Origin of the sequence: Micromonospora sp. M42, assembly GCF_000568915.1 — a bacterium.
Classification (GTDB): Bacteria; Actinomycetota; Actinomycetes; order Mycobacteriales; family Micromonosporaceae; genus Micromonospora; species Micromonospora chalcea.
On sequence record NZ_KK037233.1, the window covers coordinates 3,957,922 to 3,977,760 of the forward strand.

Below are 19,839 nucleotides of genomic sequence, written 5' to 3' on the forward strand. Positions count from 1 at the left end.
CGGGCCGCACGGGACGCTTCACTGGAACAGGTTGGTGTTGCGCTTCTCGGTGTCGAGGTAGTCGGCCGCGGAATCCTCCACCGCGAGCTTGATGTCGCGCAGCATCGCCTGCAGGTCCTGCGAGGCGGCCCGCCACCGGGACTGCCGCACCTCGTACGCCTCGCGGGCGGCGCCGTTCCAGCTCGCCACCAGCGGGGCGGCGTCGCGTTCCAACTGGCCGAGCTGGCTCTCCAGGGTGGACAGCGCCCGTTGGATGTCGGCGCCGGCCTGTTGCAGGGCGGCGAAGTTGACGACCAGCACACCGTGCTCCATGAGTTCGATCCTTCCGGTTGTCAGAGCGGCAGCTGGATGCCGCGGTTGGTGCCCGCCACCCGGCCGGCGGCCTCGGTGTCGGACAGGTCGTACTGCCGGCCGGCGGTGCGGATCGCGGTGGCGGTCTCCCGCAGCGCCCGCTGCAGGGCCGCCTGGTCCTGCGCCCACTGCTGCTTGACCTGCGCGAACGAGCGCCCTCCGGCGCCCCGCCAGGCCTGCTGCAGCACCTCCAGCTCGGCCATCAGGCCGCTGAGCATGGTCTGCAGCGACTGGTCGACCTGCTCGAACTTCGCGGCGGTCTGCTGCATCACCGCGGCTTCTGCCTGGGTCTGGGACATCCCGGACGTCACCTCGTCTCCTCGGTCGTGGCTGGTCACCCCGGTGACCACCGTGGACTCGCCGGGGGCGCCCGGGGCCGGTGGAGGGGAAGACCAGGCGGCGGCGGACACGCGACTCGACGATTTCGTCGCTGACGGTAGCCGCCCCACTCCGGTTCTGCTACCCCCTCGGGCTCCCCTGTGGACAACTCGGCCATTACGATGTGCCACGGTGACGTCACAGCAGGACCCGAGCGAGGAGGTGCGGTGGCCGCGACGACAACGACCCGGCCGGCCGCGTCCGCCCCACTGTGGACACGGCGGCCGGGCGCGCGGCAGCGGGCCGGTCAGGTCGTGGCGACACAGGTCGCGGCGGCCGTGCTGGTGGCCGCCGCCGGGCGGGGCTTCGTGGCGACCGCCGCCGCGCTGCTCACCGCCGCGCTGATGCTGCCGGCCGCGTGGATCCGGGTACGCGGCCGCTGGCTGCACGAATGGCTCGTCACCGCCGTCGCGTACCTGACCCGGCGCCGCGCCCTGCCGTCGGCCGCCGATCCGGCGGCGCTGCTGGAACTGGTCCGGCCGGGGGCGGTGGCCGGCTCCACCGAGCTGGCCGGCGGTCCGGCCGCGGTGCTGCACGACGCCGCCGGCCTGACCGCGCTGCTGGAACTCGGCGACCCGGACGACCTGCTCGGTGACCACGCGCGCCGGCTGCCCGTACCGTCCGACCTGCTCCCGCCGAGCGGCCCGGACGCCCCAGCGGTCCGGTTGCAGCTCGTCTTCTCGTCCTCCCCCGCGCCCGTGCCGGCCGTCGCGGGCGGTCCCGCCGGGACGTCCTACCGGCAGCTCACCGACGGCCGGGTGCCGGGGCGGACGCGCGCGGTCCTGGCCGTCCAGGTGTTGCGGGCGGACGGCTGGCCGGACGAGGAGTTGCTGCGGGCGCTCTCCGGCACGCTGCGGCGGATCGTCCGCCGGCTCGGGCCGCTCACCGCCCGGCCGCTCGGCGGGGACGCGGCGCTGCGGGTGATCGCCGAGCTGGCCCATCACGAGCCCGGCGCCCCGGTCCGGGAGACGTGGCCGCTGCTCACCGTGGGCGGGCTGGCGCAGGCCACCTGGCGACTGCGCCGGTGGCCCGATCCGCGGGGCGAGCCCTCCCCGGGGCTGGTCACCCGGCTGCTCGCGGTGCCGGCCACCGCCACCACCGTCGCGCTGACGGTCGGACCCCGCACCGGGACGAATCCGGCCCCGGCCGAGCTGGCGGTGCGGGTCGCCGCCGGCAGCGCGGACGAGTTGTCGGCGGTGGATCGGACGCTTCGGCGCGTCGCCGGTGACGTCGGCGGGGAGCTGCGCCGGCTCGACGGGGAGCACCTGGCCGGGCTCGCCGCCACGCTGCCGCTCGGGGTGACCGGTGGGTCCGGGTCGCCGCCGCCCGCGCTGGAACTGCCCCCGGCCACCGCCGGTCTGATGGTGGGCGCCAACCGCCACGGCGCCGCGCTCACCGTGCGCCTGTTCCGGCCCACCCCGACACGGGTGCTGCTGATCGGCGGTGTGCCGGCCGCTCAGCTGCTCGTGCTGCGGGCGCTGGCGCTGGGCGCCCGGGTGGCGGTGCAGACCGGCCGTCCCCGGGCCTGGGAGCCGTTCGTCCGCGGCGTCGGGACGCTCGGTGGCGGCGTACCGCTGCTTCCGCCGGGGCGTCCGCCCGGCGGCGCGCCCGCCTCACCGCTGTGCCCGCTGCTGGTGGTGGTCGACGTCGGCCCGGTGCCGCCGGAGGCCGGGCCGGACGCGGCCTGGCAGTCCGTGCTCGTGGTCCGCGACGAGCTGACCGCGGCCGACACGGCGACGCTGGCCCGCGCCGACCTGGTGATCCTGCAGCCACTCGACCCGGACGAGGCGGCGCTGGCCGGAGCGGCGCTCGGGCTCGGCGGATCCGCCGACTGGTTGACCCGCATCCGCGACGACATGGTGGCGGTGGTCAACCGGCGGGCCCTGCGGTGGGCGCTGCTCTCACCGACGCCTGTGGAGTCGCAACTGGTCGGTCGCCCGGCGCGACGCTGAGGCGCGCGGGGGCGTCACGCTGCTTTCCCTGGTGGTACGTCCGTGGCACGATCCCGGCCATGGATTTCCTGAAGGGTCTTCTGATTCGTGTGGGCTCGACGGCAGTGGCGTTCTGGCTCGCCACGCTGCTCATCCCCGGCATCTCGCTGGACTCCGGGTCGGCCACCGAGACCGTGATCACGCTGGTTCTCGTCGCGGTGATCTTCGGAGTGGTCAACGCGGTGCTCCAGCCGATCATCAAGACCGTGGGTTGCGGCTTCTACCTGCTCACCCTCGGTTTGATCGCGCTCGTGGTGAACGGCCTGCTCTTCCTGCTCACCAGTTGGATCGCCGGTGAGGCCGGGTTGCCCTTCCACGTGGACGGGTTCTGGCCGGAGGCGGTGCTGGGCGCGCTGTTCGTCGGCATCGTCACCTGGATCCTGGGCGCCGTCCTCGACCGCGACTGACACCCCCGGTCCCGGCCGGGCGCGACGGCGACCGGCCGGGACCACCAGGAGGGAATTGGCTGGCGAGCGGCCCGGGTGTCGGCGCTAGCGTCGGCGGGTGTTCACTGTGACCCGCGCGGACGGCTACCAGATCAGCACCGACCCGGACCGGATCGACCTGGACCGGGTGCACGCCTGGCTCGCCGGCGACGCCTACTGGGCGCGGGGGCGGGAGCGGGAGACGGTCGCGCGCTCGTTCGCCGGCTCGATCGGCTTCGGCGTCTACCGCGCCGGTGACGGCCGGCAGGTCGCTGTCGCCCGGGTGGTCACCGACCGGGCCACGTTCGCCTGGCTCTGCGACGTCTACGTCGACCCGGCCGAGCGCGGTCGCGGGCTGGGCACCTGGCTGGCCGGCGCGGTCCGCGACCACTTGGCCGAGCTGGGCGTACGCCGGATCCTGCTGGCGACGCTCGACGCGCACGGGGTCTACGCGAAGCTCGGCTTCCGCCCGGTCGCGCCGGATCGGTGGATGGAGCTGGATCAGCGGGTGACGCCGGTCACCGATAAGGATCAGCAGACAGATCCACCACTTACGGTGGAGCGGTGAACCAGCTCCGGCTCGGCTACCTGTACGGCGTCGGCGCGTACCTGATCTGGGGTTTCTTCCCGATCTACCTGAAGCTGCTGCGCCCGGCCGGGCCGATGGAGATCCTCGCGCACCGGATCCTCTGGTCGGTGGCGTTCGTGGCGTTGCTGCTGGCCGCCACGCGGCACGCCGGTTTTCTGCGCAGGCTGGCCGGGCGGCCGCGGGCGCTCGCCGGCATCGGGCTCGCCGCCGCGCTGATCGCCGTCAACTGGGGCACGTACATCTACGGCGTGAACTCCGACCGGGTGGTGGAGACGGCGCTCGGGTACTTCATCAACCCGCTGGTGTCGGTGCTGTTCGGCGTCTTCCTGCTGCGCGAACGGCTGCGACCGGCGCAGTGGGCGGCGCTCGGCGTCGGCGGGCTCGCGGTGGCGGTGCTCGCCATCGACTACGGCCGGCTGCCCTGGCTGGCGCTCACCCTGGCGTTCAGCTTCGCCGGGTACGGCCTGGTCAAGAAGCGCCTCGCGCTGCCCGCCACGGAAGGGCTGTTCGTGGAGTCGGCGGTGCTGGCGCTGCCCGCGCTGGCGTACCTGGGCTGGCTGTCGGCGCGCGGTGACTCGACGTTCGGGCACGTCTCGGCCGGGCACACCGCGCTGCTGGTGCTGGCCGGCGCTGCCACCGCGATCCCGCTGCTGCTGTTCGCCGGGGCGGCGAACCGGCTGCCGCTGTCCACTGTCGGCATGCTGCAATATCTGGCCCCGATCCTCCAGCTCGGCTGCGGCGTGCTGATCTTCCACGAGCCGATGCCCCCGGTCCGGCTGGCCGGCTTCGCGCTGGTGTGGCTGGCCCTGATGGTCTTCACCGCCGACGCCCTGCGTCACTCCCACCGCACCCGCCAGTCCACCCGCACCCCCACCCCGGCCGCCGCACCCACCCCGTCCCGTTGATCTTGCACTTACCGCCCCCGCGAAAGGGACCAATCACCCGCGCCGAGGGCCGCAACTGCAAGATCAACGGGGAGGGGGACGGCGGTCAGCGGAAGTCGTAAGCCAGGACGGGGGAATTGGCGCCTCGGAGGAGTTCCAGGCGGACCAGTTCACCCTTGGTGAACCGGGTTACCCCGGAGAACCGCAGGTCGTCGCCGGGGGCGGCGAGCCAGGAGCCGATCTGCTCCGTCGCGCCGTCCGGGCCGTGCGCCACCAGCCGGAACGTGTACGCCTCCCGGTGCCCGGCCCGCCTGTCGTAGCCGCAGTGCATGGTGACCTCGGTGCCCCACGGCGTCTCGGTCAGCCCCACCTCGGCGTGCACCGGCACCGTCCCGGCCACCGGCCGCATGGAGGTCAACGCCACCTGCGGCGTGGACGGCTCAGCCGGCGGCTGGACCAGCGCCACCCCGACGCCGGCCAGCACCGCGAGCGCGGCGGCGGCGAGCGCGGTCAGCGCGTACCGGCGGCGGGAGCGGGACCGCTCGCGGCGCTTGCGCTCCCGCGCGGCGTCGAGCAGCGCGGGCACCCGCGACGTCTCCGGCCCGACCTCCAGGAACTGCTCCAGGCCGGCCGGGTCGAGCCGGCCCAGCAGGCCGGGCAGCACGGCGATCTCGGCCACCGCCTCCCGGCACTGGGCGCAGCCGGCCAGGTGCCGCTCGTAGGCGACCCGGTCCGCCGGGGCGAGGGCACCAAGCACGTACGCCCCGTCGTCGTGAGCGAACTCGCAGCGTGTCATCCGGTCACCCCCATCTCGGCCAGCGCCAACCGTAGTGAGCGCAGCGCGTAGTGGGTACGCGACTTCACCGTGCCGGGCGGTACGCCCAGCCGCGCCGCCGCCTCCGCCACCGAACGCCCCTGGTAGAAGCACTCGACGAGCACTTCCCGATGGGTCGGGCTGAGCCGGTTGAGCGCCTCGGCCACGGTCCACGCCTCCACCGCGCGCTCCGTCTCGTCGACCGTCTCGGCGGTCTCCGGCAGTTCGTCCGTGTACACCTCGCCGACCCGGGCCGAGCGCCGCCGCCAGGCGTCGATGGCCAGGTTCCGCGCCGTGGTGAACAGCCAGGCGCGTACCGAGCCGCGTCGCGGGTCCAGCGACTCGGGGTGCCGCCAGGCGCGCAGCAGCGTCTCCTGCACCAGGTCCTCGGCGCGGGGCCGATCGCCGTTGACCAGCCGCAGGGCGTGCGCGTACAGCGCGTCGGCATGCTCGTCGTGCAGCGCGCGCAGCAGTTGGGCGTCGTGGTCGCTGATGGCGGTACCTCGCTTCCGGCGGCGGGGAGACCGGCGATGTGTACGCCCTTCCATACGTGCCGTGTCGCCGAACGGTTCAGCCGCAGGTCACGACGGAGCTGTTCACGTCCGGTTCAGCTGCGGGCCGACCGCCGCTCACGGCGCCCTGGCAGCGTCCGGCGGGTGAGCGCGGGCTCCCTCGCCCGTGCGCCTTCCCCCTCGTCCGATCTGGAGGCTCCACCTCATGAGCGACCGGCCTCGCCTGCTTCCGCTGCTCGGTGGCACCCGCCACGGCAGCCGCGACGCGATGACCTGTCTGTACCGGTGCGGCAACGCCTGCGACCACCCGGTGCCCAACCCGACCGACAACCCGTACTTCGGGGACGTGGTCGACACCGAGATCTCCCGGCGCGGCGTGGTCCGGGCCGGCGCGGTCGGCGCGCTGGTGCTCGGCTTCGGCGGCGCCGCGGCGGGCGCGCTGGCCGGGTCCCCGGGGCCGCCGCCCCCGCCGCTCCGCCGGTGCCCGGCGAGGGCGGGGTGGCCGCCACCGGCGCGGGTCGTCCCGGCAGCGGCGCGCTGACGTTCAAGCCGATCCCGCCGAACAAGCTCGACACGCTCGTCGTGCCGAACGGGTACGACCACTCGGTGGTGATCCGCTGGGGTGACGAGGTCGTGCCCGGCGCGCCCGCGTTCAACCTGGGCCGGCAGACCGCCGCCGCCCAGTCCAAGCAGTTCGGCTACAACAACGACTTCGTCGGCGTGCTGCCGATCGACCGTCGGCGCGCGCTGCTCGTGGTGAACCACGAGTACACAAACGAGGACCTCATGTTCCCCGGCTTCACCAGCCAGGACGCGCTGACCGTGGAGCAGGTGCGGGTGGCGATGGCCGCGCACGGCATGTCAGTGGTCGAGCTGGAGCGGGTGGAGAACACCGGGCAGTGGCAGCCGGTCCGGCGCGGTCGGCGCGAGTACAACCGCCGGGTCACGGCGCTGGCGACGAAGTTCGAGATGACCGGCCCGGCGGCCGGGTCGGCGTGGCTGCGTACCGCCGCCGACCCGAAGGGCCGGACCGTCGTCGGCACGCTCAACAACTGCGCCGGCGGCGTCACCCCGTGGGGCACTGTGCTCTCCGGCGAGGAGAACTTCAACCAGTACTTCGTCGGCGGCGACGCGGTGGCCGAGGAGCAGAAGGCGAAGCTGACCCGCTACGGCATCCCGACCGACGTGCGCTACCCGAGCGGCAGCCGCAAGTGGGACCGGGCGGACGAGCGCTTCGACCTGGCCCGGCACCCCAACGAGGCGAACCGGTTCGGCTGGGTCGTCGAGATCGACCCGTTCGACCCGCAGTCCAAGCCGCGCAAGCACACCGCGCTGGGCCGGTTCAAGCACGAGGGCGCGAACGTCATCGTGGCGCGCGACGGCCGCGTGGTCGCGTACATGGGCGACGACGAGCGCTTCGACTACCTCTACAAGTTCGTGTCGGACAAGAAGTTCATGCCGGGCAAGTCCTCGGTGGCCCGGCGGCACAACCTGACGCTGCTGGAGTCGGGCACGCTCTACGTCGCCAGGATCGAGGGGAACAGCCCGGCCGCCGAGATCGACGGTTCCGGCAAGCTCCCGGCCGACGGCGGTTTCGGCGGCCGGGGGCGCTGGATCAAGCTGGTCAGCGGCAACCGCTCGTACGTCGACGGCATGACCGCCGCCGACGTGCTCACGTTCACCCGGCTGGCCGGGGACAGGGTCGGCGCGACGAAGATGGACCGCCCCGAGGACGTCGAGCCGAGCCTGCTCACCGGCAAGGTGTACGTGGCGCTGACGAACAACAGCGACCGCGGCAAGGCGGGCAAGGCCCCGGCTGACGAGGCGAACCCGCGCAACAGCAACCGGCACGGGCAGATCCTGGAGCTGGTCGAGGACCGCGGCGACAACACGGCCGAGACCTTCGCCTGGTCGCTGCCGATCGTCTGCGGCGACCCGGCCGACGCCTCGACGCACTTCGCCGGGTACGACAAGACCAGGGTCTCGCCGATCTCCTGCCCGGACAACGTCGCCTTCGACGCCACCGGCAACCTGTGGATCTCGACCGACGGCAACGCGCTGGGCAGCAACGACGGCCTGTTCGCCACCGCCGTGGAGGGCCCGGAGCGAGGTCACCTGAAGCAGTTCCTCACCGTGCCGCTCGGCGCGGAGACCTGCGGCCCGTTCATCACCGGTGACAACCGCTCGGTCTTCGTGGCGGTGCAGCACCCGGGCGAGGTGACCGGCGCGTCGGTGGAGAACCCGGCCTCCACCTGGCCGGACGGCGACTTCGCCAAGCCCGGCGTGGTGGTCACCTGGCGCCTCGACGGCGGCCCGGTCGGCAGCTGACCCACCCCGGGAGCGGTCCGGCGCTGGTCCGCTCCGCGAGGGGCCGTCGACCCACCAGGTCGGCGGCCCTTCGTCAGTTCTCGGAGGCGATGCCGTCGGCGATCGACCTGGCGGCGGTGAGCAGCTTCGCGCGGACCACCCGGGCCGAGGTCATCATCTCGCCGGCCGGCAGCGCGCACGCCAGCACCACCCGGCGCTCGATGTCCTTGTCCGGGGCGACGAGCACCGCCGCGCACGCCACGCCCTGCCGGAACTGCCCGAGTTCCAGTTGCATGCCGCGCCGGTCACCGGCGGCCAGGTCGGCCTCGAACGCCTCCACGGTGGTGAGGGTGGCGGTGGTGAACGGGCGCATGCCGTACTCGCGCAGGTAGCGGAAGCGCTGTTCGGTGGTGAGCGTGGCGAGCAGGCTCTTGCCGAGCGCGGTGGCGTGGGCGCCCTCGTCGAAGCCCGGCACCAGGTCCTCCAGGAAGGGCGAGCGTGGCCCCTCGGCGGAGGCGGTCACCGCCACCTGCCCGCCGATGAAACGGCCGAGGTAGTGGCTCCAGCCGGTGTCCGACGCCGCGCGGCGCAGCGCCTCGCCGACCGCGGGCGGCCCGCGGAACGCGGTGACCAGCTCGCGGTAGCGGTCGGCCACCTCCAACCCCACGATGTACGTCCCGTCCTCGCGCCGGATCACGTAGCCCTCGTACGCGAGCGTGCGCACCAGGTGGTAGGTCGTGGCGACTGTCAACTCGCAACGCCGGGCGATCTGCTTCACGGTGAGCCCTCTCGGCGCACGGCCGACCGACTCGAGCACTCGAAGCGCGCGGGACACGCTGCGGATCAGGTCCGAGGGTTCCGCCAAGGGGTCGCGCACAACCACCTCCGCCGCCGGGGACTTACACCATATGAAAAACCGGCCGAGTGCGAAATGCCTGTTCGGATGGAGGATGCCAGATCACCGGACACAGACGGTAGGTCGACGGACACGATGAGCAGCCAAAACGTGCGGGCGTAGGGTGTGCTCGCAATGACTGAAACAGTTTCGCAAGACGCGCCCGCGTCGGCCCGGCGGGCGGTCCGGGCGGGCGCCGGCGCCACCGTCACCACGATCGTGTGCGTCCTGCCCGTCTTCCTCGTCGGCGGGCTCGCCGTGCAGCTCGGCGACGAACTCCGGTTCAGCCCGGCCGGCCTGGGCCTGGCCGTCTCGATCTACTTCGGCGTGAGCGCGCTCGCCTCGGTGCCCTCCGGGGCCCTGGTCGAGCGGTACGGCCCGGCCACCGTCGCCCGCGCCGGCATCCTGCTCTCCGCCGCCTCCCTGCTGGCCGTGGCCGGGCTGGCCCGGTCGTACCCGATGCTGGTGACGCTGCTGGCGCTCAGCGCCGCCGCCAACGCCCTCGGACAGCTCGCCAGCAACGCCGCGCTCGCCGAGCACGTGCCCGCCCACCGGCAGGGGCTCTCGTTCGGCGTGAAGCAGGCCGCCGTCCCGGTCGCGACGCTGCTGGCCGGCGTGGCGGTCCCCACCGTCGCGCTCACCGCCGGCTGGCGCTGGGCCTTCGTGGTCGCCGCCGGGGCGGCGCTGGCCGCGCTGCCGGCCGTACCCCGGACCGGACGGGACCGGCACGCCCGGGCCGCCTCCGGGGGCCGCTACGGCGGCACCGCCCCGCTCGTGGTCATCGGGCTGGCCGCGACGCTGGCGGCAGCCGCGGCGAACGCGCTGGGCACGTTCCTGGTCGACTCGGCGGCGACGCGGGGTCTCTCCCCCGGCCTGGCCGGCCTGACGCTCACGCTCGGCAGCGCGGTGTGCGTGCTGGCCCGGGTGGGCGTCGGCTGGCTCGCCGACCGGCGGGCCGACGGGCACGTCGGGCTGATCGCCGGGATGCTGCTGACCGGGTCGGTCGGCCTGATCCTGCTCGCGGTGGCCGGCTCCGCGCCGCTGGTCGCGGGCGTGGTGCTCGGCTTCGGGCTCGGCTGGGCCTGGCCCGGGCTGATGAACTTCGCGGTGGTCCGGCTGCACCCGCAGGCCCCGGCCGCCGCCACCTCGATCACCCAGACCGGCGTGTACGCGGGCGGCTGCCTGGGCCCGCTCGGCCTGGGCGCGCTGGCCGGCGCGGCCGGCTACCCGGCGATGTGGCTGACGGCGGCGGCAGCCATGCTCGTGGCCGCCGTACTGATGCTGCTCGGCGCCCGCCTGCTCCGCCGCGCCCCCGCGCTCGGCTGACCGCCCTCGCCCTGGGTGCGGGGGTCAGCTGGTGCGGTCGGCGATGTAGTCGCAGAGGGACTCCAGCGCGCGGCGCGCCGGGCTCTCGGGCAGCGGGGCCAGCCGGGCCCGCGCGTCCTCGGCGTAGCTGCGTACCGTCTCCCGGGCCCGCTTGAGCGCCGGGGACTCCCGCAGCAGGCCGAGCGCCTCGGCGTGCAGCGCGTCGTCCACCAGCGGGCCGGTGGCCAGGATCTCCCGCAGCCGTACGCTCGCCGCGTCCGCGTCGTCCGAGGCCAGCGCGTAGAGCACCGGCAGGGTGGGCACGCCCTCGCGCAGGTCGGTGCCGGGCGTCTTGCCGGACTGGATCGACTCGCTGGAGATGTCCAGCAGGTCGTCGGAGAGCTGGAACGCGACGCCGATGATCTCGCCGTACCCGGCGAGCGCCTCGATGTGCTCGGGGGACGCGCCGCCGAACATGCCGCCGAAGCGGGCCGACGTGGCGATCAGCGAACCGGTCTTCTCGGCGATCACGTGCAGGTAGTGCGCGACCGGGTCGTCGTCGCGCGGGCCGACCGTCTCGGCGATCTGGCCGTGCACCAGCCGAGCGAACGTGCGCGCCTGCAGGCGTACCGCCTCCGTGCCCAGTTCGGCGGCGATGTCCGCGGCCCGGGCGAAGAGGTAGTCGCCGACCAGGATGGCCACCGAGTTGGTCCAGCGGGAGTTGGCGCTCGGCGCGCCCCGCCGCACGGCGGCCTCGTCCATCACGTCGTCGTGGTAGAGCGTCGCCAGGTGGGTGAGTTCCATCACCACGGCGGCCGGGACGACCTGCGCGGCCTCCGGGTCGCCGAACTGGGCGCTCAGCGCCACCAGCAGCGGGCGGAACCGCTTGCCGCCGGCCTCGACCAGGTGCCGGGACGCCTCGGTCACCAGCGGGTCAGCGCTCGCCACGCTCGCCCGCAGGCTCGTCTCGACCCGGTCGAGCACGCCCAGCACCGAGGCTTCGACGCGCGGGTCCGCGAGGTGCAGGCCGAGCGCGCCGAACTGACCTGAACGCTCGCCAGCCGGATTCGCCACGTCCTCAACCATGCCACACCCGTTCGACCTGCTCGTCGAGGGGGATACGGGCCGGGGGCCGGCACGCCACGGCGTACCGGCCCCCGGTGGGATCACGTCGGTCATCTGACGAATTCGGCAGCACCGGTGGTCAGGTCGAGCAGCGGACCGGGGACCACACCCAGCGCCAGCGTGGCCACCACGCCGATGACCAGCGCCGCCGAGGTGAGCGCGCCCGGCACGGTCACCGTCGGGGTGGACTCGCCCGGCTCGGACAGCCACATCATCACCACGACCCGCAGGTACGGGAAGGCCAGCACCATGCTGGTCAGCACACCGGCGATCACCAGCCACGCCTGGTTCGCCTCCAGGGCCGGGCCGAAGACCGCGAACTTGCTGGTGAAGCCGCTGGTCAGCGGGATGCCGGCGAAGGCCAGCAGGATGAACGTGAAGATCGCCGCGAAGAACGGCGAGCGGCGGCCCAGCCCGGCCCAGCGGGACAGGTGGGTGGCCTCCCCGTCGGCGTCGCGCACCAGCGTCACCACGGCGAACGCGGCGAGCACCGAGAAGCCGTACGCGGCCAGGTAGAACATCGTGCCGGAGAGCCCTTCGCGGCTCGGCGCCAGCACACCGACCAGCAGGTAGCCGGCGTTCGCGATGGACGAGTACGCCAGCAGGCGCTTGATGTCGGTCTGGGTGACCGCGAGCACCGCGCCGACCAGCATGGTCAGCACCGCGATCGCGCCGAGCACCGGGGTGAAGTCCCAGGACGCCCCGGCGAACGCCACGTGGAAGACGCGCAGCAGCGCGCCGAACGCGGCGACCTTGGTGCAGGCGGCCATGAAGCCGGTGACCGGGGTCGGCGCGCCCTGGTAGACGTCCGGCGTCCAGACGTGGAACGGCGCGGCGGCGGCCTTGAACAGCAGGCCGATGGCGAGCAGCGCCATGCCGGCGAAGAGCAGCACCGGGCTGGACGAGGAGTCGGTGACCGCCGCGTGCACGGTGGCAAAGTCGACGCCGGCCCCACGGCCCGGGATGCCGGAGGTGAAGCCGTAGATCAGGGCGACACCGAACAGGAAGAACGCCGAGGCGTACGCGCCGAGCATGAAGTACTTCAGCGCCGCCTCCTGGCTCAGCAGACGCCGGCGGCGGGCCAGCGCGCAGAGCAGGTAGAGCGGCAGCGAGAAGACCTCGAGCGCGATGAACATGGTCAGCAGGTCGTTCGCCGCCACGAAGATCAGCATGCCGGCGATCGCGAACGACATCAGCGGGTAGACCTCGGTGGCGCCACCGACGCCCTCGGCCTGCCGGCGGTCCTCGGCCGACTCGGCGGTGACCGCGGCGTGCGCCACGAACGCGCCGCCCCGCTCCACCGTGCGCTCGCCGACGAGCAGCAGCGCCATGACGGCCAGGACCAGGATCGCGCCCTGGAGGAACAGCGTGGGCCCGTCGACCGCGATGGCCCCGCCGATGGTGATCAGCCGGGCGTCCGCGTTCAGGATCACCATCACGATCGCCGCGAGCATCGCCACCAGGGCGAGCCCGAGCTGCACCGCGTTGCGCAGCCGACGCGGCACGAACGCCTCGACCAGGATCCCGACCAGGGCCGCGCCCAGCATGATCAGGATCGGAGCGAGCGCCGCGTAGTCGATCGACGGCAGCTTCAGTTCACTCACTTCGCGGCCTCCTGGACGCTGCCGACCTCAGGGGCGGGATCGGACTTGCCGACGTCCTGCATGGTCGCCTGGACGGCGGGGTTGATGACATCGGTGACCGGCTTCGGGTAGAAGCCGAGCAGCACGATCAGCGCGATCAGCGGCGCGACGACGACCTTCTCGCGCAGCGTGAGGTCCCGGCGCATGCCCTCGACCTCGGTCAGCGCCGGGTTCAGCGTGCCCTGCGTGGTGCGCTGCACCATCCACAGCACGTACGCCGCCGCCAGGATGATGCCGAGCGTGGCGATCACCGCGACCGGCTTGTTGACGGTGAACGTGCCGATCAGCACCAGGAACTCGGAGACGAACGGCGCCGTGCCGGGCAGCGCCAGCGAGGCCAGACCGGCGAAGAACAGCACGCCGGCCAGCACCGGCACGAGCTTGCCTGCGCCGCCGAAGTCGCTGATCAGGGCCGAGCCGCGCCGGGCGATCAGCATGCCGACCACCAGGAACAGCAGGCCGGTGGCCAGGCCGTGGTTGAGCATGTAGAGCACCGCGCCGGTGCCGGCCTGGGTGGTGAAGGCGAAGATGCCGATGCCGATGAACCCGAAGTGCGCGATCGAGGTGTACGACACCAGCCGCTTCAGGTCGTTCTGGCCGACCGCCAGCAGCGCGGCGTAGATGATGCCGATGACACCCAGCGCCAGCGCCCACGGCGCGAACCACCGCGACGCCTCCGGGAACAGCGGGAGGCAGTAGCGCAGGATGCCGAACGTTCCGACCTTGTCCAGCACGCCGACCAGCAGCGCCGCGGCGCCGGCCGGGGCCGCGCCACCGGCGTCCGGCAGCCAGGTGTGGAACGGGAAGAACGGCGCCTTGATCGCGAAGGCGACGAAGAAGCCGAGGAACAGCCAGCGGGCCGTGTCGGTGGCGAACTCCGCCTGGCTCAGCGCCTGCCAGTCGAAGGTCTTCCCGCCGACCACCCAGAGGCCGATCACCGCGGCCAGCATGAACAGACCGCCGACCAGCGAGTAGAGGAAGAACTTCACCGCCGCGTACTGCCGCTGGTGGCCGCCGTAGCTGCCGATCAGGAAGTACATGAGGCACCAGCATGACCTCGAAGAACACGTAGAACAGGAAGACGTCGGCGGCGGCGAAGACGCCGATCATCGTGCACTCGAGGACGAGCAGCAGCGCGAAGTAGGCGGGCACCGAGCGCTTCGACGCCTCGGCGTCGTGCCAGGACGCCAGGATCACCAGCGGCACCAGGATCGCGATCAGCATCAGCATGACCAGCGCGATGCCGTCCACCTCGAAGGTGAAGTTCACGCCCCAGTTCGGGATCCACGGGTACGACTCGCGGAACTGGAACCGGTCACCACCGGCGGAGAAGGCGAACCACATCACCACCGAGAGCACCAGCACCAGCAGCGACCAGCCGAACGCCACCAGCTTGGCCAGGTCCGGACGGCTGCGTGGCAGCAGCGCCACCACCAGGGCGCCGACCAGCGGCGCCACGGTCAGCACCGAGAGGAACGGGAAGTTGGACATTATTCGGCCTTACCTCCGTCGTGACTGCGTGGCCCGCCGGCGGGGGCGGCCGCGTTGAGGTCGATCACGCCAGCCACCCCGCCTGCACCGCCAGGAACGCCGCGACCACGAGCAGCGCGCCGGTCAGGATCGAGGTCGCGTACGACCGCACGAAGCCGGTCTGCAGCCGCCGGAGCCGGCCCGAGCCCCCGCCCACGGCGGCGGCCAGGCCGTTGACCAGCCCGTCCACGCCCCGGTTGTCGAGGAACACCAGCGCCCGGGTGAGGAAGATGCCCGGCTTCTCGAAGACCGCCTCGTTGAAGGCGTCCGTGTAGAGGTTCCGGCGCGCAGCGGTGACCACCACGCCGGCCGGCTGCGGCTCGGTGGCCGTACCGCCCCGGAACAGGAACCAGGCCAGCCCGGCGCCCAGCACGGTGACCAGCAGCGACAGCGCGGTGAGCAGCCAGTGCGCCAGCACCGGCGCGTGCTCCCCGCTCTCGCCGCCGAGCCCGTTGGTGGCGGTGAGCCAGTCCGGCACGGAGGTGGCGAGCAGGAAGCCCGCGCCGACCGAGCCGATCGCCAGCAGGATCAGCGGGATCGTCATCAGCTTCGGCGACTCGTGCGGGTGCTCGATGTCCTCGGTCCAGCGCTTCGGGCCGTGGAACGTGAGCACGAACAGCCGCGTCATGTAGAACGCGGTGAGCCCGGCGCCGAGCAGCGCGGCCAGGCCGAACAGCCAGGCCGTCCAGCCCTCCCGCTCGAACGCGGCCACGATGATCGGCTCCTTGGAGAAGTAGCCGGAGAACGGGAACATGCCGATGATGGCGAGCCAGCCCATCATGAACGTCAGCCAGGTGACCTTCATGTACTTCGACAGCCCGCCGAAGCGGCGGATGTCCACCTGGTCGTTCATGCCGTGCATGACCGAGCCGGCGCCGAGGAACATGTTGGCCTTGAAGAAGCCGTGCGCCAGCAGGTGCACGATGGCCAGCGCGTACGCTCCGCCGCCGAGCCCGACGCCGAGGAACATGTAGCCGATCTGGCTGACCGTCGACCAGGCCAGCACCCGCTTGATGTCGTCCTTGGCCGCGCCGATGATGCAGCCCATCAGCAGCGTGAGCGCGCCGACGCTGACCACCACGAGCTGCAGCGTCTCGTTGGCCGAGAAGATCGCGTTGGAGCGGGCGATCAGGTAGACGCCCGCGGTGACCATGGTGGCCGCGTGGATGAGCGCGGACACCGGGGTCGGGCCCTCCATCGCGTCCGGCAACCACGCCTGCAGCGGGAACTGGCCGGACTTGCCGGCCGCGCCGAGCAGCAGGAGCAGGCCGAGCACCAGCACCGTGGTCGAGGTCATCGAGCCGACCCCGTTGAACACCTCGTCGTACTGGGTGGTGCCGAGCATGGCGAACATGATGAAGATGCCGATGGCCAGGCCGGCGTCGCCGACCCGGTTCATCAGGAACGCCTTCTTGCCGGCGGTGGCCGCGCTCGGCCGGCCGTACCAGAAGGAGATCAGCAGGTACGACGCCAGACCGACGCCCTCCCAGCCGAAGTAGAGCATCACGTAGTTGTTGCCGAGCACCAGCAGCAACATCGCGGCGACGAACAGGTTGAAGTACGCGAAGAACAGTCGCCGGCCCGCGTCGTGCGCCATGTACTCCACGGCGTAGAGGTGGATCAGGAAACCCACCCCGGTGATCAGCAGGACGAAGACCGCGGCCAGCGGGTCGAAGAGCAGACCGAAGTCCACCCTCAGGTTGCCGACCGCCATGAAGTCCCAGAGGCTCAGCTCGACCTGCTTGTTCTCCAGGCCGCGAAGCTGGAAGAAGTAGGTGAGACCGAGCAGGAAGGCGGCGCCGATGGCGCCCACGCCGAGCCAGTGGCCCCAGCGGTCCGCCCGCTTGCCGAGCAGCAGCAGGATCGCCGCGCTGACCAGCGGGATCGCCACCAGCAGCCAGACCGAGCCCAGCATCCCGTCCGCCGTGGCGAAGGTGACGGCCTCGGCTGGCTCAGACTGGGCGATCGTCAGAATCTGTTCCACCACGAGCCCCTCAGTACTTCAGCAGGTTGGCGTCGTCGACGCTCGCCGAGCGCCGGGTACGGAAGATCGCCATGATGATCGCGAGACCGACCACGACCTCGGCCGCCGCGACCACCATCACGAAGAACGCCATGATCTGGCCGTTCAGGTCGCCGTTGATCCGGCTGAATGTGACCAGGGTCAGGTTGGCCGCGTTGAGCATCAGCTCGATGCACATGAACAGCACGATCGCGTTGCGCCGGACCAGCACGCCGACGGCGCCGATGGTGAACAGCACCGCCGCGAGGATCAGGTAGTAGTCCGGGGTCATTTGTCCGTCCCCTTCGGTGCGGTCTCCTCGGCCGTCAGCTCGCGCACCGGCAGGATCTCCGGGATGCTGCGGTCGGTCAGCCGGCCGTCGGGCAGGCGGGCCGGGGTGGCCACCGAGGAGGAGGTGGCGTAGACACCCGGGCCGGGCTTCGGGCCGGGGTAGTTGCCGGGGCGGAACCGCGCCTTCATGGTGGCGATCTGGTCCATCCGGTCCGCCTTGCGCCGCTCGACGTGCGCCAGCACCATCGCGCCCACCGCGGCGGTGATCAGCAGCGCCGAGGTCAGCTCGAAGGCGAAGACGTACTTGGTGAACAGCAGCCGGGCGATGCCCTGCACGTTGCCCTCGGCGTTCGCCTCGTCGAGCCCGGCCGCCGGCACGCCGTCGAGCGCGCGGTACAGGCCGCTGCCCACCAGGCCGGCGAAGCCGAGCCCGAGGACGACGGCGGCGACCCGCTGGCCGCGCAGCGTCTCGATGAGCGAGTCGGAGGCGTCCCGGCCGACGAGCATCAGCACGAACAGGAACAGCATCATGATCGCGCCGGTGTAGACGATGATCTGCACCATGCCGATGAACGGCCCCGCCTGGAGCACGTAGAACACGCCCAGGCAGAGCATGGTCAGCACGAGCCAGAGCGCGGAGTGCACCGCGTTGCGGGCCCACACCATGCCAACCGCCCCGAGCAGGGCCAGCGGGGCGAGGATCCAGAAGGTGACCTCCTCACCCCCGGACACCTGGCCCGCAGCGGCGAGCACCGTTGCCGAGGTCATGCCTTGCCTCCCTTGCCCGCCGCGGCGGCGGACCGCTGCTCGGCCTGCTCGGCGCCGGGGAAGGTCACGCCGGGGTGCTCCTCCACCTGGTACCGGCCGGGGCCCATCGGCGAGCGCTCGGCACCGGCCGAGGTGCCCGGGTTGGTCAGCGCGCCGACGTAGTAGTCCTTCTCGCTGTCGCCCAGCCGCATCGGGTGCGGCGGCTGCTCCATGCCTTCGAGCAGCGGCGCGAGCAGCTGCTCCTTGGTGAAGATCAGGTCCTGCCGGTTGTCCCGGGCCAGCTCGTACTCGTTGCTCATGGTGAGCGAACGGGTCGGGCAGGCCTCGATGCAGAGCCCGCAGAAGATGCACCGGGCGTAGTTGATCTGGTAGATGCTGGCGTACCGCTCACCCGGGGAGAAGCGCTGCTCCTCGGTGTTGTCGCCACCCTCCACGTAGATCGCGTCGGCCGGGCAGGCCCAGGCGCACAGCTCGCAGCCGATGCACTTCTCCAGCCCGTCCGGGTGCCGGTTGAGGATGTGCCGCCCGTGGTAGCGCGGCGCCGAGACCGGCGGCTTGAACGGGTAGTCGGTGGTGACGACCTTCTTGAACATGTGCGAGAAGGTGACACCGAAGCCCTTGAACGTTCCGGTGATCGCGCCCACGTCACACCTCCCTGGAGTCCGGGCCGGCGACCACGTTGGCCGGCTCCCGCTCGGCGAGCACGCGCTTGGTACGCGGGCTCGGCGGAACCTGAAGATCCATCGGCGGCAGCGGGAAGCTGCCGTACGGCCGGCTGTCCGCCTGCTCCTGGGGCGACTGCTTCAGCTCCTTCTTCCGGCTCGGCCAGAAGAGCGTGACCAGCAGCAGCACGCCCGCGCCGACGGCGGTGACGAGCAGCCGGTCCCGGGCCTGCCAGTCCTCGATCGAGCGCAGCCCGGCGAGCACCATGATCCAGACCAGGTTCAGCGGCAGCAGCACCTTCCAGCCGAAGCGCATGAACTGGTCGTAGCGGAGCCGGGGCAGCGTGCCGCGCAGCCAGACGAAGACGAACACCAGCAGGATGACCTTGCCGAAGAACCACAGCATCGGCCACCAGCCCTCGTTGGCGCCCGACCAGATCGTGATCGGCCACGGCGCGTGCCAGCCGCCGAGGAACAGCGTCACGGTGAACGCCGACATGGTGACCATCGCGACGTACTCGCTGAGCATGAACAGCGCGAACTTCAGCGAGCTGTACTCGGTCTGGAAGCCGGCCACCAGCTCCGACTCCGCCTCGGGCAGGTCGAACGGCGCCCGGTTGGTCTCACCGACGATGGCGATGAAGAACATGATGAAGCTGGGCAGCAGCAGGATCGCGTACCAGCCGGGCGCGGCGAGGTCGAAGCCGCCGATGCTCAGCCGGGTGCCGTCGCCCTGCGCGGCGACGATCCCGCTGGTCGACATGGTGCCGGCGGTCATGAAGACCGCGACCACACTCAGGCCCATGGTGACCTCGTAGGACACCAGCTGGGCGGCGGAGCGCAGACCACCGAGCAGCGGGTAGGTGGAGCCGCTGGCCCAGCCGCCGAGCACGATGCCGTACACGGCCAGCGAGGAGAAGGCCAGCACCACCAGCACCGCCACCGACACGTCGGTGACCTGCAGCGGCGTGCGGTGCCCGAAGATGCTCACCATCGGCCCGAACGGGATCACCGACAGCGCGGTGACCGCGCAGACCACGGAGATCACCGGGGCGAAGAAGTAGACCACCTTGTCGGCCTTGCGCGGGAGGATGTCCTCCTTGAAGGCCAGCTTCACGCCGTCGGCGAGCGTCTGGAGCAGACCGAACGGTCCGGCCTGGTTGGGGCCGGGCCGCACCGCCATCCGGCCCACGACCCGGCGCTCGAACCAGACGCCCAGCAGCGTGGCCGCCACGGCGACGACGAACGCGAAGAGGATCTTGCCGAGGACCAGCCACCACGGGTCCTTGCCGAAGTCGGCAAGCGTCGGGTCCTGCGCCGCGAGGTAGAGATTCACTGCACCGACCTTTCGTTCGCGACCGCGAGGC

General features: G+C 72.1%; 17 protein-coding genes and 2 pseudogenes. 6 read left to right on the forward strand and 13 right to left on the reverse strand.

The window, feature by feature from the left end; translation table 11 throughout:
- Window positions 1-18 precede the first annotated feature (18 nt).
- Window positions 19-312 (reverse strand): WXG100 family type VII secretion target, encoded by a 294-nt coding sequence (locus MCBG_RS18080; RefSeq protein ID WP_043327280.1) that lies wholly within the window; start codon window positions 310-312, stop codon window positions 19-21.
- A 20-nt stretch (window positions 313-332) separates the two neighbouring features.
- Entirely contained in the window at window positions 333-650 is a 318-nt protein-coding gene (locus MCBG_RS18085; protein WP_030503719.1) for a WXG100 family type VII secretion target, read from the reverse strand.
- A gap of 201 nt (window positions 651-851) precedes the next feature.
- Here MCBG_RS18085 and eccE point away from each other — a divergent pair, with 201 nt between their 5' ends.
- From eccE to rarD, 4 genes are all read left to right on the forward strand, one after another.
- The gene (gene eccE / locus MCBG_RS18090; RefSeq protein WP_369799314.1) at window positions 852-2,681 is read left to right on the forward strand and encodes a type VII secretion protein EccE; all 1,830 of its coding nucleotides are present in this window, start codon (window positions 852-854) and stop codon (window positions 2,679-2,681) included.
- A 59-nt stretch (window positions 2,682-2,740) separates the two neighbouring features.
- Window positions 2,741-3,127, forward strand: a complete 387-nt coding sequence (locus tag MCBG_RS18095) for a phage holin family protein (RefSeq protein ID WP_030503717.1) — start codon at window positions 2,741-2,743, stop codon at window positions 3,125-3,127.
- 97 nt (window positions 3,128-3,224) lie between these two features.
- Window positions 3,225-3,713, forward strand: coding sequence for a GNAT family N-acetyltransferase (locus MCBG_RS18100; protein ID WP_043327286.1), 489 nt, complete (start codon window positions 3,225-3,227; stop codon window positions 3,711-3,713).
- On the forward strand, window positions 3,710-4,639 hold the full coding sequence (gene rarD, locus MCBG_RS18105) for an EamA family transporter RarD (RefSeq protein WP_043327290.1): 930 nt from the start codon (window positions 3,710-3,712) through the stop codon (window positions 4,637-4,639). The genes MCBG_RS18100 and rarD overlap by 4 nt, the downstream gene beginning before the upstream one ends.
- A gap of 85 nt (window positions 4,640-4,724) precedes the next feature.
- On the opposite strand, the gene MCBG_RS18110 is transcribed toward rarD, so the two are convergent.
- Together MCBG_RS18110 and MCBG_RS18115 are read right to left on the reverse strand one after the other, a co-directional pair.
- The gene (locus MCBG_RS18110) at window positions 4,725-5,414 is read right to left on the reverse strand and encodes an anti-sigma factor family protein (protein WP_043327293.1); all 690 of its coding nucleotides are present in this window, start codon (window positions 5,412-5,414) and stop codon (window positions 4,725-4,727) included.
- On the reverse strand, window positions 5,411-5,980 hold the full coding sequence (locus MCBG_RS18115; protein ID WP_036343884.1) for a sigma-70 family RNA polymerase sigma factor: 570 nt from the start codon (window positions 5,978-5,980) through the stop codon (window positions 5,411-5,413). The genes MCBG_RS18110 and MCBG_RS18115 overlap by 4 nt, the downstream gene beginning before the upstream one ends.
- Before the next feature lie 169 nt (window positions 5,981-6,149).
- On the opposite strand from MCBG_RS18115, the pseudogene MCBG_RS18120 reads away from it, so the two are divergent.
- Window positions 6,150-8,272, forward strand: a pseudogene (locus MCBG_RS18120) (PhoX family phosphatase).
- A gap of 73 nt (window positions 8,273-8,345) precedes the next feature.
- On the opposite strand, the gene MCBG_RS18125 reads toward MCBG_RS18120, so the two are convergent.
- Entirely contained in the window at window positions 8,346-9,128 is a 783-nt protein-coding gene (locus MCBG_RS18125; RefSeq protein WP_030503712.1) for an IclR family transcriptional regulator, read from the reverse strand.
- 153 nt (window positions 9,129-9,281) lie between these two features.
- Between MCBG_RS18125 and MCBG_RS18130 the strand changes: the two genes are divergently transcribed.
- Window positions 9,282-10,472, forward strand: a complete 1,191-nt coding sequence (locus MCBG_RS18130) for an MFS transporter (RefSeq protein ID WP_043327295.1) — start codon at window positions 9,282-9,284, stop codon at window positions 10,470-10,472.
- A 24-nt stretch (window positions 10,473-10,496) separates the two neighbouring features.
- Here MCBG_RS18130 and MCBG_RS18135 read toward each other — a convergent pair whose 3' ends face one another.
- The 8 genes and pseudogenes from MCBG_RS18135 to nuoH all read right to left on the reverse strand — a co-directional run bounded on the left by MCBG_RS18135 (window position 10,497) and on the right by nuoH (window position 19,808).
- On the reverse strand, window positions 10,497-11,537 hold the full coding sequence (locus MCBG_RS18135; protein ID WP_043327297.1) for a polyprenyl synthetase family protein: 1,041 nt from the start codon (window positions 11,535-11,537) through the stop codon (window positions 10,497-10,499).
- An 89-nt stretch (window positions 11,538-11,626) separates the two neighbouring features.
- Window positions 11,627-13,180 carry an NADH-quinone oxidoreductase subunit NuoN gene (nuoN, locus tag MCBG_RS18140; RefSeq protein ID WP_043327299.1) on the reverse strand — a complete coding sequence of 518 codons (1,554 nt, stop codon included), beginning with the start codon at window positions 13,178-13,180 and terminating at the stop codon, window positions 11,627-11,629.
- Window positions 13,177-14,710, reverse strand: a pseudogene (locus tag MCBG_RS18145) (NADH-quinone oxidoreductase subunit M). Before MCBG_RS18145 ends, nuoN begins: the two are co-directional and overlap by 4 nt.
- Before the next feature lie 64 nt (window positions 14,711-14,774).
- Window positions 14,775-16,736 carry an NADH-quinone oxidoreductase subunit L gene (gene nuoL, locus MCBG_RS18150; protein ID WP_043327301.1) on the reverse strand — a complete coding sequence of 654 codons (1,962 nt, stop codon included), beginning with the start codon at window positions 16,734-16,736 and terminating at the stop codon, window positions 14,775-14,777.
- Between the two features lie 7 nt (window positions 16,737-16,743).
- Entirely contained in the window at window positions 16,744-17,043 is a 300-nt protein-coding gene (gene nuoK / locus MCBG_RS18155; protein ID WP_013283611.1) for an NADH-quinone oxidoreductase subunit NuoK, read from the reverse strand.
- Window positions 17,040-17,810: an NADH-quinone oxidoreductase subunit J gene (locus MCBG_RS18160; protein ID WP_043327303.1), complete on the reverse strand. Its 771-nt coding sequence runs from the start codon at window positions 17,808-17,810 to the stop codon at window positions 17,040-17,042. The genes nuoK and MCBG_RS18160 overlap by 4 nt, the downstream gene beginning before the upstream one ends.
- The gene (gene nuoI / locus MCBG_RS18165; RefSeq protein ID WP_030500778.1) at window positions 17,807-18,454 is read right to left on the reverse strand and encodes an NADH-quinone oxidoreductase subunit NuoI; all 648 of its coding nucleotides are present in this window, start codon (window positions 18,452-18,454) and stop codon (window positions 17,807-17,809) included. Before nuoI ends, MCBG_RS18160 begins: the two co-directional genes overlap by 4 nt.
- Window position 18,455: 1 nt before the next feature.
- On the reverse strand, window positions 18,456-19,808 hold the full coding sequence (gene nuoH / locus MCBG_RS18170; RefSeq protein ID WP_043327305.1) for an NADH-quinone oxidoreductase subunit NuoH: 1,353 nt from the start codon (window positions 19,806-19,808) through the stop codon (window positions 18,456-18,458).
- Between the last annotated feature and the right edge of the window lie 31 nt (window positions 19,809-19,839).

Bases quoted from the DNA above. Each gene is read 5' to 3' on its own strand.
- MCBG_RS18135 (WP_043327297.1), bottom strand. From the start codon at position 11,537: ATGGTTGAGGACGTGGCGAATCCGGCTGGCGAGCGTTCAGGTCAGTTC.
- nuoK (WP_013283611.1), bottom strand. From the start codon at position 17,043: ATGACCCCGGACTACTACCTGATCCTCGCGGCGGTGCTGTTCACCATC.
- eccE (WP_369799314.1), top strand. From the start codon at position 852: ATGTGCCACGGTGACGTCACAGCAGGACCCGAGCGAGGAGGTGCGGTG.
- MCBG_RS18130 (WP_043327295.1), top strand. From the start codon at position 9,282: ATGACTGAAACAGTTTCGCAAGACGCGCCCGCGTCGGCCCGGCGGGCG.
- MCBG_RS18085 (WP_030503719.1), bottom strand. From the start codon at position 650: ATGTCCCAGACCCAGGCAGAAGCCGCGGTGATGCAGCAGACCGCCGCG.
- MCBG_RS18115 (WP_036343884.1), bottom strand. From the start codon at position 5,980: ATGGAAGGGCGTACACATCGCCGGTCTCCCCGCCGCCGGAAGCGAGGT.
- MCBG_RS18080 (WP_043327280.1), bottom strand. From the start codon at position 312: ATGGAGCACGGTGTGCTGGTCGTCAACTTCGCCGCCCTGCAACAGGCC.
- MCBG_RS18160 (WP_043327303.1), bottom strand. From the start codon at position 17,810: ATGACCTCGGCAACGGTGCTCGCCGCTGCGGGCCAGGTGTCCGGGGGT.
- MCBG_RS18095 (WP_030503717.1), top strand. From the start codon at position 2,741: ATGGATTTCCTGAAGGGTCTTCTGATTCGTGTGGGCTCGACGGCAGTG.
- MCBG_RS18110 (WP_043327293.1), bottom strand. From the start codon at position 5,414: ATGACACGCTGCGAGTTCGCTCACGACGACGGGGCGTACGTGCTTGGT.